Genomic DNA, 12,929 nt, shown 5'->3' with positions numbered 1-12,929 from the left:
CGCGGGCGCCCCCCCCCCCCGCCCCCTCTCCCCCCCCCCCCCCGCGCCCCGGGGGGGGCCGCGCCCCCTCTCCGGCTCGCCCCCCCAGTCCGCCCCCCGCTCCAGGGGGCGGGCCGGCCCCCGCCACCGCAGGGCGCGCGATGCCTACGGTGCCGCCATGCCGAGCCACCTGGACCCACCACCCGCCCGTACCGGCCGTCCGCAGTTCGCGCTCTGCTTCGCCGGCGCGGTCGCGGGAGCCGTGCCCGTCGTCGTCATACCGGTGCTGCCCGACCTCTCGGAGCAGCTCCGGATCTCCGTCGGCACCGCCAACTGGGCGGTGACGGCCGGGCTGCTCACCTCGGCGGTCACCGTTCCCGTGCTGGGCCGGATCGCCGACCTCCGGGGCGGCCGGGGCGTGCTGCTGTGGTGTCTGTCGGTGCTCACCGCCGGTGCCGTGCTGTCCGCGCTCGCCCCGTCGGCCTGGCTGTTCCTGCTCGGCCGGGCGCTCCAGGGCACGCCCGGGGCCGTGTTCCCGCTGGCGGTGACGGTGCTGCACCGGGAGCTGACCGGGCATCGCCGCACCTCGGCCGTGGCGCTGCTGTCGGGAACGCTCGCCGTGGGCGGGGGCATGGGTCCGGTGGTCGCCGGTCTGCTGAACCGGGTGCGGCCCGGCCATCAGACGCTGTTCTGGTGCTGCGCCGGGGTGAGCGCGCTCGCGGTGCTCCTGGTGGCGCTCCTGGTACCGCGTCGGGAGGTGTCCGGGAGCGGCGGCCGGGTGGACATGGCGGGTGCCGCCCTGCTGGGCACGGGCCTGCTGCTGGTACTGCTGCCGCTGTCCCAAGGAGCGGTCCTCGGCTGGTCCTCACCTCTGGTCGTCGGCGCTTTCGCGGCAGCCGTGGCCGTACTCTGGCTCTTCGTGCGGGTGGAGCGCTGGCGCCCCGATCCGCTGCTGGCCATGGATCTGCTGCGCCGTCGGCCGGTCGTGGTCGCGAACCTCCTGTCGGCGCTGGTCGGGGCCGTCATGTTCATCGCGACGCTCGGGCTGACACACCTGGTCCGCAGCGAGCCGGGGGAGGCGGGATACGGGTTCGGCGCCTCGGCGCTGACCACCGCGGTGGTGTATCTGCTGCCGAGTACCGTCGCGTCCATGGTCGCCGCCCCGGCCGGTGGCCGTCTGGTCATCCGCTTCGGCAGCCGCTTCACCCTGGCCGCCGCCGGATTCGCGGGCGCCGGTGGTTTCGCGGCCCTCGTCCTGGCCCATGACCGGCCCTACCAGGTGGTGGTGGCGGGCATCGCGCTCGGCGTGATGGTGAGCCTCGGGTACGCCGCCGTCCCGGCGGTGCTGGCCAGCTCCGTACCGGGGGAGCGGCTGGGAACGGCCAACAGCGCGAACACGCTGGCCCGCTGGATCGGCGGCGCGGTGGCGGGCAGTCTGGTGGCGGTGATACTGGCCGCGTTCACGTCGGGCGACGGGCCGCCGCACGAGAACGCCGTCGTCGTGCTCTTCGGGGCGGGAGCGCTGGTGGCCGCCGCGGTCGTGCTCGTCGCCCGTTTCGGGCTGCCCGCTCCGTCCGCCCGTATGGATATGGGTGGCGCCGATACGGCCGCGCCGACCGCCGATGGGGAATCCCGGCTATCGGCGAAGGGCCGCTGACGGTTCGGTGGCGCTCTCGGCGATGACCCCCAGGACGAGCTGACGCAGCCGGCGCAGGCCGGCCCGGAGATGATCGCCCCTGTCGTCGGTGAAGACCACGAGACCGGCGGTGAACGACAGGGTCAGCTCCGCCAGTTCCTTCGCGAGGCCCTTCGCGTCGGGAACACCGCAGCCGAGGGTGACCGGCTCGATCGCGGCGGCGAGCTCGGCCCGCACGCGGTTGTTGGCCTCCCGCACCAAGGACTCGATCTGCCTGTCGTTGTGCTCCTGGAGACGCAGGAGGTACATCAGCCGCATGAGCCGCACCCGGTCGGAGATGACGTCCACGGCCCCGTCGTAGTAGGCGCCCAGCCGCTCCAGAGGATCCCCGGGCAGTTCGCCCGGTACGGGCATGGCGTCGAAGAATTCGACGGAGGCGCGTTCGACGACGGCCGACAGGAGCCCGAACTTATTGGTGAAGTGGTGGTAGATCGAACCGACCGGGAGTCCCGACTCCCGGCAGACCTGGCTGATGGTGACATCCGCGTAGCCCCGTGTGCTGAACAGCGTCTCGGCGGCGTCCAGGATCCGGTCCCTGCTGGAGCCGTGGCCGGCCCTGCTCGTACCCATACCGGCCAGCCTACTCACCGCTCGTGAGCAGATGTCCGGCCGAGCAGGACAGCAGCGAGCGGGAGATGGCTCCGGCGGTCTGCCGGAGCGCGTTGACGAGGACCCGGCCGGTGCCCGCCGAGGAGGCGAAGCCGACCGATACCGCCGCGACGGCACGGTCCTGGAAGAGCACCGGAACCGCCACGCACGCCAGTCCCTCGACCGCTTCCTCCCGGTCCACCGCGAAACCGTCTCTCCTGATGGCGGCCAGTTGCTCACGGACCCCGTCCGCGGACGTCATGGAGTGAGCCGTGCGGCGCTCCAGTGGCCCGGCCAGAGCACCGGCCACCACCCGGTCCTCCGAGAACGCCAGCACGGCCTTGCCGATGGCGGTGCAGTGGGCCGGCAGCCGGCCACCGACCACGGCGGGGGAAGGCGCGCACCTGCGGCTGCGGAGCTTCTCCAGGTAGACCGAGTTCCCCTCGCGCACGATCGCCAGGTGCAGGGTCTGCCCGGTCACCCGGTGCAGCTCCTCCAGGTGCACCAGCGCGGCGTCCCGCAGAGCCACCTCCGGCGGCATGGCGCCGAGGGTGAACATACGCAGGCCCATGCGGTATCCATCGCGGTGCTGTTCCACGGCCCCGACCTCGACCAGCATGGCGAGCACGCGGTGTGCCGTGGACTTCGGCAGTCCGCTGCGCCGCACGATCTGCGCCAGGGTCAGCACCCGCCGGCCGTGGCTGAACACCTCCAGGACGCGGAACGCCTTCCACAGCACCGAGGGCGCGGGGGCCGTTTTGGGCTCACCGAGGAGCGCCGACTCCGCGGGCGGTTGTCCGATCACGTCGGGCTCCTCATCGTCGTCACGCGACCTAGAATGCATATTCTAGAATTGATATTCTAGGCACGCTAGCGCTGGGACGCAGAGGCGTCAACCGGACAGTTCGCCCGATTCCGATGACGGTTCCGATTCCTCCGTCAGCGCTCCGCCGCCCCACCCCGCTGCGACGGCGGAAGCAGCAGCACCGCCAGGGCGTGGGCGCAGGTCGTGGCCTGGGTGAGGAACCAGTCGAAGCGGTCGGTGGTGATCAGTTCCGGCGTGCCGCGCAGGGCGACGGCGAAGCGGGCGGCTCCCAGATGGTCGAGGACCGGGACCGCGAGGGTGCGGATGCCCTGGGCGGACTCACCGTCGTTGATCGCGAAGTGCTGGGCGCGCACCTGCTCCAGTTCGGCGGCCAGCGTCGCCCGGTCGACGATCGTGCGCTCGGTGAACGCCCGCAGCGGCGGCAGCGACTCCGCACCGCTCTCCCCGGGACGCGGCCAGGCCAGCAGCACCTTCCCCAGCGCCGTCGAGTGCAGCGGGCGGCGCAGCCCCACTTTCGGGGTGACCGAGCCGCCCGCCACGATCACCGCGTGCGGGCCGCTGCGCAGCGCCAGGTCCGCGGTCGCTCCGGTGCGCCGGGCCAGATCCTTCAGCTCGGGTGACGCCAGGTGCAGGCCCCGCTGGTGATACGACAGTCGGCCCAGCTCCGTGACCGCCGGACCGAGCCGGTAGCGGGCCGTACGGGGGTCCTGCTCCAGGAATCCGGCGCCCTGGAGCGTGCGGGCCAGCCGGTGGGCCGTCGACGGTGAGAGTCCGAGCCTGCGGGAGATCTCCGAGGCGCTCAGGTCGGGCGCGTTGTCGTGGAAACAGTGCAGGACGTCAAGGGCCCGCTGCACGGCCTGCGCCCCGGCGACCGGTGTCCCCACCGTTCCGCCGCCCGCCTCGCCGTCTGTCCCGCCCGTCCCGCCCGTCTGGCCCACGGCTGTACCGCCTTCCTTCCGTTCTCTTTGTTCCGACGGCTCGATGCCTCAACGCGCAATGCCTGAACGCTCGATGCTCAATGCCTCAACGCCTCGATGCGCGGACACCGTGACGCCCCCGTTCCTCGACGGGGCGCGCCCGTCAGGCGCGGCGGCAGCCGGTTGGGTCAGCCACGACATTCCCATATGGCGGCATGGGCACCGGGCCCGTACTGCCTGCTGAAACAGCCTGTTCACGCTCGTTCCCACATCGTGGGAAGCCGCTTGCCGTTCCCTCGGCACCCGTGCCAGGCTGCGGTCACGCCGCCGGAACAGGTCCGGCGCGAGCCGTCGGAAAGGGGTGTGGCGATGTCCAGGACCGCCGTGCTCCTGCTGACCGTGCGCCGTCACGTCGACCTCGGCCGTGTCTCCAGCGCCGTCTGTCGCTGACGCCCCGCCCGCCGCGTAGCGGACGCTCCCAGGTCATCGGACCGGGCCCCCGGCACCGTCCCGCACCCGGAACATCCGGCCGCCCACGCCGCTGAGGCACGGTGCTTCGCCCGTCGCCGACCCGCATCGGGCCCACCCGCCGTGCCCCGGCCGCCGTACGTCCACCACCCCGGCCGCCAGGGAAGACCAGGCCGGCTGCCCGGCCACGTACGCCCTTCGCCGCCACCACCCCCGCCCCCAGGGAAGACTCCATGCCGCACCACCCGCTGCCCGAAACCCTCTGGTTCACCCGCTGTCCCGTCCCCACCGCGACCGGAATCGCCGCCGACCGGCACTGGCTCGCGGAGGAGTTCGCACCGGACGGGATCACCGTCCGCTCCCTCCAGGCCCCGTCGTCCGAGCTGCCACCCGGCCTTCGCGGCACCCACTACACCCACTCCCTGTCCGCCCTGTTCCGCGAGGGCGGCAACGTCCCCGCACTGTGGGCCCGGTCCAGGGGTGAGGCGACCCGGCTGATCGGACTGACCTGGATCGAGGAACGCCAGACCATCCTCGTCGCACCGGGCTCCGGCATCCGCGGCGCCGCCGCCCTGCGCGGCCGGCGACTGGCGGTGCCCCGGCACTCGATCGCCATCGACTTCTGGCGGGCCATGGCCCTGCGCGGCTTCGAAGGCGCCCTGGCCTCCGCCGGGTACGGCCTCGAAGACGCCGAACTCATCGACGTATCCGCCGACGGGCACACCGGCCAGTGGGCCGCGGAACTGGCCGCGCTCACCCGCGGCGAGGTCGACGCCGTGTACGTCAAGGGCGCCCTGGCCGTCGAGGCGGCCCGGCGGGCCGGTGCCGAGGCCGCCGTCGAACTCGACGAACTGCCCGACCGGGCCCACCGTGTCAACAACGGCACCCCTCGCCCGATCACCGTCCACCAACGACTTCTCGACGACCACCCCGACCTTGTCACCCGCTTCCTCACCGTGCTGCTGCGCGCCGCCGACTGGGCCGCCGCCGCACCGGACGACGTCGCCCGCATCCTCGGCGCGGAGACCGGCGCCGGAGCCGAAGGCGTCCGCGGCGCCTACCGCCCCGGCACCCACCGCACCCTGCACCCCGACCTCTCCGAAGAACGCCTCGCCCTGCTGGCCCAGCAGGAAACGGCCCTGCGCGCGCACGGCTTCCTGCCCGAACCCGTCGACGTCCACGCCTGGGCCGACCCCGAGCCACTGCGCCGGGCCCACCAGGCGCGCACCACCACGCCGCACAGCCCCGTCGGCCCCACGGCCGGGCACGGCAGTCCACCATCAGCCGTCTCCACCCACACCACGTAGGACCACCATGCGCATCCCGACTCCGCTCACCGCCACTCTGGCCCTGCTCACCGGGCTCGCCGCCCTCACCGCCTGCGGTACCGCGCAGAGCGACACCGGATCCGGCGCCGCCGCCACCATCACCGTCCGCATCCCCGACCCGGGCAACAGCGGAGTTCTCGCCGTCGGCAAGAAGGACGGCTCGCTCGACAAGGCCCTCGCCAAGGTGAACGCCAAGGTCGCCTGGACCGGCAGCGCCGGACCCTTCGCGCCCGCCGCACAGGCCCTCAACGCCGACCAGCTGGACATCGCCACCGGCTCGATCACCTCCGGCGTCACCTCCCTGTCCCAGAACCCCGGCTTCAAGTTCTTCGCCGCCACCGCACCCGACCCGGTCGGCGAGGGCATCCTGGTGAAGAAGGACTCGGGGATCGACACCATCGAGGACCTGGTCGGCAAGAAGGTCGCCGTCAACAAGGGCGGCACCGGCGAGTACCTGCTGCTCAAGGCCCTCGCCGAGAAGGGCATTCCCGCCGACGACGTCGAACGCGTCTATCTCCAGGCCGACCAGACGGCCGCCGTCTTCAACGCGGGCCAGGTCGACGCCTGGGCGGTCTGGGCGACGTACTCCGTGGCCGAGCTGGGCCAGGGCGAGGCCCGCTTCCTGGTCGACGGACAGGACATCGGCTCCGACAACTACAGCCTCACCGCCGTACGCACCGACTTCGCCGACCAGCACCCCGAGGTCGTGAAGGCGCTCTACACCTACCTCCACGAGGGCAGCGTCAAGGAGAAGCAGGACCCCGCCGCCTACCTCAATGTCACCACCGACGCCGGACCCCAGGCGCTCACCGGCGAGGCCAAGACCATCGAGATCGAGTTCACCAGCCAGGGCGGCACCGTCGAACCGATCACCGACGCCGACATCACCCGCTTCCAGGCCGTCGCCCGCTTCTACGCCGAGCAGAAGGTGACCCCCGACGAGATCGACGTCACCGACCACCTTCTCGATGTGACCGAGCTGTCATGACCACCGCCCTCCACGAGAAACCGGCACCCACCGGCCTGGTGACCCCGCGTGCCACCGTCGCCCGGCCCCGCCCCCACCGCTACCGGGCCGTCGTCCGCGCCCTCGGCCCGATCACCCTCGTCGTGCTGTGGTGGGCGGCGTCCGCCACCGGCCTGCTCACCCCCGACGTGCTCGCCCCGCCCTCCGACGTGCTCCGCGCGGTCGGCGAACTGTGGGGCAACGGCCAACTGCCCGACGCCCTCGTCACCTCACTCACCCGCTCCGGCGCCGGCCTGCTCATCGGACTCACCGCCGGTCTCACCCTCGGCGTGATCACCGGCTTCACCCGCCTCGGCGACGAACTCCTCGACTCCTCCCTCCAGACCCTGCGCACCATCCCCTTCCTGTCCCTGGTCCCGCTGTTCATGGTGTGGTTCGGCATCACCGAGATCGCCAAGATCCTGCTGATCGCCGTCGCCACCACCTTCCCCATGTACGTCTCCGCCTCCAGCGGGGTCCGCAGCACCGACGCCAAGCTGGTCGAGGCCATGCGCAGCTTCGGCATGAGCCGCACCGCGATCGTCCGCGAAGTGGTGCTCCCCGGCGCACTGCCCTCCCTGCTCGCCGGGCTGCGGCTGTCGATGACACTGAGCGTGATCGCGCTGATCGCCGCCGAGGAGATCAACGCCACCGCGGGCATCGGCTATCTGATGTCCCAGGCCCAGAGCTTCGCCCGTACCGACATCCTCATGGTGTGCATCCTCGTCTACGGCCTGCTCGGACTCCTCGCCGACGCGTTCGTACGGCTCCTGGAACGGGTGCTGATGCCCTGGCGGAGGGCGGGCCGATGACCAGTGCCGTCGAAGTCCGTTCCCTCACCAAGACGTTCGGTGACCGGTCCGTGCTGGCCGGACTGGATCTCACCATCGGGCGCGGTGAGTTCGTCGCCCTGCTCGGCGCCAGCGGCAGCGGCAAGACCACCCTGCTGCGCATCCTGGGCGCCCTGGATCACGCCGACAGCGGCGAGGTGTGGGTGCCGGAGGCGCGGACCATCGTCTTCCAGGAACCGCGCCTGGTCCCCTCCAAACGCGTGCTGGCCAATGTGACCGTCGCCCTGCCCCGGGCACAGGCCGACCGGGGCCGCCGCGCCCTCGCCGAGGTCGGCCTCGACAGCCACACCCGCGCCTGGCCATCGACCCTGTCGGGCGGCGAGGCCCAGCGCGTCGCCCTGGCCCGCGCGCTGGTCCGGGAACCCGAACTCCTCCTGCTCGACGAACCGTTCGCCGCGCTGGACGCCCTGACCCGGCTGCGGATGCAGGACCTGGTGGGCGAGCTGTGCCGGGTCTACCGGCCGGCCGTCCTGCTGGTCACCCATGACGTGGAGGAGGCCGTACGCCTCGCCGACCGCGTCTGCGTCCTGCGCGACGGACACCTCGTCACCGACGAACCCGTCGACATCCCCCGCCCCCGCGACCCCGGCGACCCCGGTGTGGCCGCCCTCCGCCGCCGCCTCCTGACCGACCTGGGCGTACCACCCACGGCAACCCCGGGCACGACAGCTCCGGGCACGACAGCTCCGGGCAACACAGCTCCGGGCACGCGGCCCCCGCTCACCAAGTCGCCGGTCACCCAATCCTCCCCGGCCCCTCAGCCCCCGGAAAGCAACACCCCGACCGTCCCCACCCCCACCCCCATCCCCAATGGAGTGATCTGAATGACCATCACCATCGGTGTCCACAACAGCAACCCGACCCTCTACTACCTCTCCCGCCTCGACCACGCCGCCGAGGAACTCGCTGCCGTGGGTGAGACCGTCGCCTTCCACACGTACACCAACGGCGTCCGCACCGGACAGCTCCTCACCGAAGGTGTCATCGACTTCGGCGGCACCGGCTCCACCCCGCCCGTCACCGCCCAGGCCGCGGGCCACGACCTCGTCTACACCGCCGTCTCCGCCCCGCGCCCCGACCACGGCGCGGTTCTGGTCACCGAGGACAGCCCGGTGCAGACGGTCGCCGACCTCAAGGGCGGCACCGTGCACCTGGCGATCGGCTCCTGGCAGACCCATCTGGTGGCCAAGGCACTGGACGACGCCGGACTGTCCTACGCCACCGACATCACGGCCGAACGCAGCAACGAGGACAGCGAGAAGCTGCTGCGGGACGGCGCCATCACCGCCTGGGTCATCCAAGGACCCCAGCTCGCCGCCGCCCTGCGCAGGGGAGGCGTCCGCGTCCTGTTCCGCGCCGGCGATGTCATCACCAACCGCTCCGTCTTCTTCACCCGGCGCGACCTCGCCGAGCAGCGCCCCGAGGTGGTCGCCGCCCTGCTGCGCGCCCTGGGCCGGGCCGACGCCTGGGCCGAGGCCCACCCGCGCGAGGCCGCCGCGATCGCCGCCGACCACCAGGGTGGCACCGCCGACGACTGGGAGATCGCGCTGCGTGATCTGCCCTGGCGCGTCGAGGACGTGACCGAGGAGTTCCTCGCCGAACAGCAGCAGGCCGCCGACATCTTCGTCCGCACCGGCTTCATCGAGCGCCCCGTCACGGTCGCCGACGCCGTCGCGCGCCGCAACTGACCCAACAGCGACCGACCGGAAGAGCGACTGACCGGAAGAGACACCACCCATGCCCTCCGAAGTACTTTGGTACATCATCCCGCGCGAAGGCGCCTACCCCTGGGAACCCGAGGGCCGCCGCCCGGTCGACCTCGGCTATCTCCAGCAGCTCGCGGCAACGGTCGAACGCCTGGGATTCAGCGGCGCCCTGCTCGCCACCGACCTCCACGACGTGTGGCCGCTCGGCAGCGCCCTGGCCGCCGCCACCGGCCCCGGCTTCCAGCCGCTGCTGGCCGTCCACCCCGGACTGATCGCGCCCACCCTCCTGGCCAAGATGGCCCTCACCTTCGACACCCTCTTCGGCGCCCGGCTGCGCTTCAACGTCGTCAACGGCTCCACGAAGGCCTTGCGCGAGTACGGCCTGAACGTCGAGCACGACGAACGCTACGAGCTGAGCGCCGAGTACTGGTCCCTGGTCAAACGCCTCACCGCGGGCGAGGTGTTCGACCACAAGGGCCGCTTCTACGACCTGAAGGGCGCCGGAGCCTCCTTCCGCGACCTCAAGCCCGTGCAGACCCCCCACGTCCCCTTGTGGTTCGGCGGCTCCTCACCGGCGGGCATCGAGATGGCCGCCCAGCATGTCGATGTCTACCTCACCTGGGGCGAACCACCTCACCTGCTGAAGGAGAAACTCGACCGCGTCCGCGAACGCGCCGCCGCCCACGGCCGCACCCTGCGCATCGGACTGCGCCTGCACCTGATCGTCCGCGACACCGAGGAGCAGGCATGGGCGGCGGCCGACCGCCTCCTCGACGTCACCAGCGAAGCCACCTACGCCCGCCAGCTCGGCGACCGGGCGGCCGAGGACGGGGTCGGCTGGCAGCGCCAGTTCCGCCAGCACGGCGGGCGGGTCCCCGCCCACGCCCGCGAACTGGAGACCCACCCCAACCTCTGGCCCGGCATGAGCCTGTTCCGGCCCGGACCCGGCACGGCGGTGGTCGGCTCCGCCGCCCAGGTCGTGGACCGCCTCAAGGAGTACGAGGCACTGGGCGTCGACACCTTCATCCTCTCCGCGAACCCCTTGCTGGAGGAGGCGTACCGGGTGGCGGAGACCGTACTGCCCGCCCTGGGCGTACGTCCCTGAGCGGGGCGGGGGCGGCACCGTACGTCTAGTGTGCGCGGGGCGCTGTGCGGACCCGGAGCGGCCATGTCGGCTGAGTCGGCCGACTCCGGCGCCCTCGGCCGGGGGTCGCCCTGGCCGGACGCACGGTGCACCACCCCCGCCATCCCGCCGGTACCGAGGTGGTACACGGCGCCTGGCACAGCGGACAGTGCTGGGAGCGGGTGGCCCCGTTGCTGGTGTCGGCCGGGCACCGGGTGCTGACTCCGTCACTGACCGGCTACGGCGACAAGGCGCCGGACTCGTCATCTCGTCCGTGGCCAACCAGGTCCCGGAGCGGATCGCGCGTCTGATCCACCTCGACGCGATGGTCCGGAGGACGGCGAGAGCGCGGCCGACGCCCAACCCGCGACCCAGGCCGGCTGAGCGCGGATCTGCCGGTGGCCGGGGCGCCGGAGGTGATCGACACCCTGCTGGTGCCGGGCGGGGTCCCGGCCGACTTCCGGTTCGCGCCGGACGCGCACGGCATCCCGGAGGAGCCCACACCGGACGCGGTGCCGGGCGCGCTGGACGTCGTACGGGAACTGGCGCCGCGGGCCTCCCGGATCGCCTCGATCTGCACGGGCGCGTTCGTCCTGGCCGCCCTCGGCATGCTGGACGGACGCAGGGCCACCACACACTGGGCCCACTGCGCACGGCTGGCCCGGCGCCATCCCCGGGTCCGGGTGGAGCCGGACGCGCTGTTCGTGCAGGACGGCCCGTTCGTGACGGGCGCCGGGATCAGCGCGGGTACGGATCTGGCGCTCGCGCTGGTCGAGCGCGACCACGGCACGGAACTCGCGCGCAGGGTGGCGCGCTGGCTGGTGGTGTTCCTCCAACGTCCCTGCGGGCAGGCCCAGTTCAGCGTCTGGTTCCGCTCGGGTGTCCCTGCCACGCCCGGTCTGCGCCAGGTCCTGGACACGGTGACCCTGGAACCTGCCGGGGACCACTCCACCAGTGCCATGGCCGCCCGTGCGGCGGTGAGCGAACGTCATCTGGCGCGGATGTTCCACGACGAGGTGGGCACCACCCCGGCCCGATATGTCGAGCAGATCCGGTTGGAGGCGGCGAAGCTTCTGTTGGTCACGGGCGACGAGAGCCAGTCGTCGATCGCCCGCCGGGCCGGCTTCGGCAACCCGGAGACCATGCGCCGCATTTTCCGCCGCAACCTGGGTGTCTCCCCCCGGCACCTACCGCAGCCGCTTCCGCACCACGGGCATGGCTCCACCGGGCTGGGAAGCCCCGTAGAACCGGCACCGGTTGACCGACGTCGGCCGAAGTGATCGAAGTCCGGCGGTGCGGCGGCTGCCGTGCGGTCGGGGGCGCCGGCGCGGAAGAAGGTGTCACTGCGCCCGGACTCGTGGCGCAGTGTCACGGGGCTGCTGACGTCCTTCCACCGTGCCTGTGACGAGGAGCGATTCGTGAAGGCGTGCAGTGCCCCGAGCGGGATGAAGGCGAAGTCGCCCGGCCGCAGGTAGGCGCGCTCCTCGATCCGGAGGGCGATCTCGCCGGTCAGGATGTAGAGGGCCTGCTCGTAGCTGTTGACGTGCGGCCGGATCCTGTCGCCCGGCGGCAGTCGGCCGATGCCCAGGTCGGACCCGACCGCGAGGTCATGGGCAACGCCACCCTCCGGCGCCAGGTGATCCCCAACCTCCTCGACAACGCCCTCACCCACAACATCCCCGAAGCGGGCCCGGTCCACCTTGCCGAGCCCTTCTACCGGGTATGTTCCCGGGTCGGCAGTGACCGCCCGGGCCACGGTCCGGGTCTGGCGATCGTCCACTCCATCGCCACCTCCCACCGGGGCACGGTCACCGCGACCGCCACTCCCACCGGCGGGTGTCGCCGATGACATTGTTGACTGGATTAGGCATTATGCATAATAGTGGGATGGCGTCACAGGCCGTATCCGCGCAGTCTGCGCGAGGCGCTCGTCCGAGGAGAAGATGGTGTTCGAACACTTCGTTGTCTTCCACGCACTTGAGGGACGTGAGGAGAACCTGACGTCCGCGCTGACCGAGTTCGCCGAGACCGCCCGAACCCTGGACTGCGTACTTGATTTCACCTTCGGTGAGAATCGCAATCCCTCCGGACTCGCACATGGCTACACGCACGGCTGTTACATGCGGATGACCAGCGAGGAGGACTTCAAGTCCGAGTACTGGCCCCACCCCGCTCACCGGCGCCTTCTCGGCCGGCTCGACGAACTGTGCGCCGACCGGTTCGGTATCTACTACGACCTTCCGGGCTGAGGGTGGACAATCCCCGGTGAACCGGCGCCCCGGGCGTGGATCGCATCACAGCGACCCACGCCGGGGGCGGGGAGAGGGAAGGGCAGCGGGGATCGTTGGTGGGGGGGGGCCCCCCCCGCCCCCCCCCCCGACCACCCCCCGACCCGGGGGCCCCCCCCCCCGGCCGCCGCGCGCGCCCCCCCGAGCGCGCCG

13 protein-coding genes and 2 pseudogenes are annotated in these 12,929 nt (G+C 72.1%); 11 read left to right on the top strand and 4 right to left on the bottom strand.

What is annotated here, in order from left to right; translation table 11 throughout:
* Nucleotides 1-157: 157 nt before the first annotated feature.
* The gene (locus tag ACFXAZ_RS36155) at nt 158-1,636 is read left to right on the top strand and encodes an MFS transporter (RefSeq protein ID WP_384600187.1); all 1,479 of its coding nucleotides are present in this window, start codon (nt 158-160) and stop codon (nt 1,634-1,636) included.
* Here the strand turns inward: ACFXAZ_RS36155 and ACFXAZ_RS36150 are convergent.
* The 3 genes from ACFXAZ_RS36150 to ACFXAZ_RS36140 all read right to left on the bottom strand — a co-directional run bounded on the left by ACFXAZ_RS36150 (nt 1,616) and on the right by ACFXAZ_RS36140 (nt 3,943).
* Nucleotides 1,616-2,245: a TetR/AcrR family transcriptional regulator gene (locus ACFXAZ_RS36150; protein ID WP_384600184.1), complete on the bottom strand. Its 630-nt coding sequence runs from the start codon at nt 2,243-2,245 to the stop codon at nt 1,616-1,618. The two genes, ACFXAZ_RS36155 and ACFXAZ_RS36150, sit on opposite strands and share 21 nt — an antisense overlap.
* Nucleotides 2,246-2,255: 10 nt before the next feature.
* Complete coding sequence (locus ACFXAZ_RS36145; RefSeq protein WP_384600181.1) at nt 2,256-3,068, bottom strand: IclR family transcriptional regulator; 813 nt, start codon at nt 3,066-3,068, stop codon at nt 2,256-2,258.
* Between the two features lie 134 nt (nt 3,069-3,202).
* Nucleotides 3,203-3,943 carry an IclR family transcriptional regulator gene (locus ACFXAZ_RS36140; protein WP_384600220.1) on the bottom strand — a complete coding sequence of 247 codons (741 nt, stop codon included), beginning with the start codon at nt 3,941-3,943 and terminating at the stop codon, nt 3,203-3,205.
* 180 nt (nt 3,944-4,123) lie between these two features.
* Here ACFXAZ_RS36140 and ACFXAZ_RS36135 point away from each other — a divergent pair, with 180 nt between their 5' ends.
* The 9 genes and pseudogenes from ACFXAZ_RS36135 to ACFXAZ_RS36095 all read left to right on the top strand — a co-directional run bounded on the left by ACFXAZ_RS36135 (nt 4,124) and on the right by ACFXAZ_RS36095 (nt 11,768).
* A complete protein-coding gene (locus ACFXAZ_RS36135; protein WP_384600178.1) occupies nt 4,124-4,456 on the top strand; it encodes a putative leader peptide in 333 nt (110 codons plus the stop codon).
* A 251-nt stretch (nt 4,457-4,707) separates the two neighbouring features.
* Complete coding sequence (locus ACFXAZ_RS36130) at nt 4,708-5,781, top strand: ABC transporter substrate-binding protein (RefSeq protein WP_384600175.1); 1,074 nt, start codon at nt 4,708-4,710, stop codon at nt 5,779-5,781.
* Between the two features lie 7 nt (nt 5,782-5,788).
* Complete coding sequence (locus tag ACFXAZ_RS36125) at nt 5,789-6,790, top strand: ABC transporter substrate-binding protein (protein WP_384600172.1); 1,002 nt, start codon at nt 5,789-5,791, stop codon at nt 6,788-6,790.
* Nucleotides 6,787-7,620: an ABC transporter permease gene (locus ACFXAZ_RS36120; protein ID WP_384600168.1), complete on the top strand. Its 834-nt coding sequence runs from the start codon at nt 6,787-6,789 to the stop codon at nt 7,618-7,620. Before ACFXAZ_RS36125 ends, ACFXAZ_RS36120 begins: the two co-directional genes overlap by 4 nt.
* Nucleotides 7,617-8,483 carry an ABC transporter ATP-binding protein gene (locus ACFXAZ_RS36115; RefSeq protein ID WP_384600165.1) on the top strand — a complete coding sequence of 289 codons (867 nt, stop codon included), beginning with the start codon at nt 7,617-7,619 and terminating at the stop codon, nt 8,481-8,483. The genes ACFXAZ_RS36120 and ACFXAZ_RS36115 overlap by 4 nt, the downstream gene beginning before the upstream one ends.
* A complete protein-coding gene (locus tag ACFXAZ_RS36110; RefSeq protein ID WP_384600163.1) occupies nt 8,484-9,347 on the top strand; it encodes an ABC transporter substrate-binding protein in 864 nt (287 codons plus the stop codon). It abuts the gene before it with no gap.
* Nucleotides 9,348-9,396: 49 nt separating this feature from the next.
* Nucleotides 9,397-10,470, top strand: coding sequence for an LLM class flavin-dependent oxidoreductase (locus tag ACFXAZ_RS36105; protein ID WP_384600160.1), 1,074 nt, complete (start codon nt 9,397-9,399; stop codon nt 10,468-10,470).
* A gap of 158 nt (nt 10,471-10,628) precedes the next feature.
* A pseudogene (locus ACFXAZ_RS36100) lies at nt 10,629-10,863 on the top strand (alpha/beta fold hydrolase); the annotation flags it as partial.
* Nucleotides 10,864-10,886: 23 nt separating this feature from the next.
* On the top strand, nt 10,887-11,768 hold the full coding sequence (locus ACFXAZ_RS36095) for a GlxA family transcriptional regulator (RefSeq protein ID WP_384600157.1): 882 nt from the start codon (nt 10,887-10,889) through the stop codon (nt 11,766-11,768).
* A 161-nt stretch (nt 11,769-11,929) separates the two neighbouring features.
* Here the strand turns inward: ACFXAZ_RS36095 and ACFXAZ_RS36090 are convergent.
* A pseudogene (locus ACFXAZ_RS36090) lies at nt 11,930-12,340 on the bottom strand (cupin domain-containing protein); the annotation flags it as partial.
* Between the two features lie 91 nt (nt 12,341-12,431).
* On the opposite strand from ACFXAZ_RS36090, the gene ACFXAZ_RS36085 reads away from it, so the two are divergent.
* Nucleotides 12,432-12,737 carry a Dabb family protein gene (locus ACFXAZ_RS36085; RefSeq protein WP_384600154.1) on the top strand — a complete coding sequence of 102 codons (306 nt, stop codon included), beginning with the start codon at nt 12,432-12,434 and terminating at the stop codon, nt 12,735-12,737.
* Nucleotides 12,738-12,929 lie beyond the last annotated feature (192 nt).

The organism is Streptomyces sp. NPDC059477 (assembly GCF_042749375.1).
GTDB lineage: Bacteria > Actinomycetota > Actinomycetes > Streptomycetales > Streptomycetaceae > Streptomyces.
Note: the sequence above shows the minus strand (reverse complement) of the source record. Positions and strands in the feature narration are given on the sequence as shown.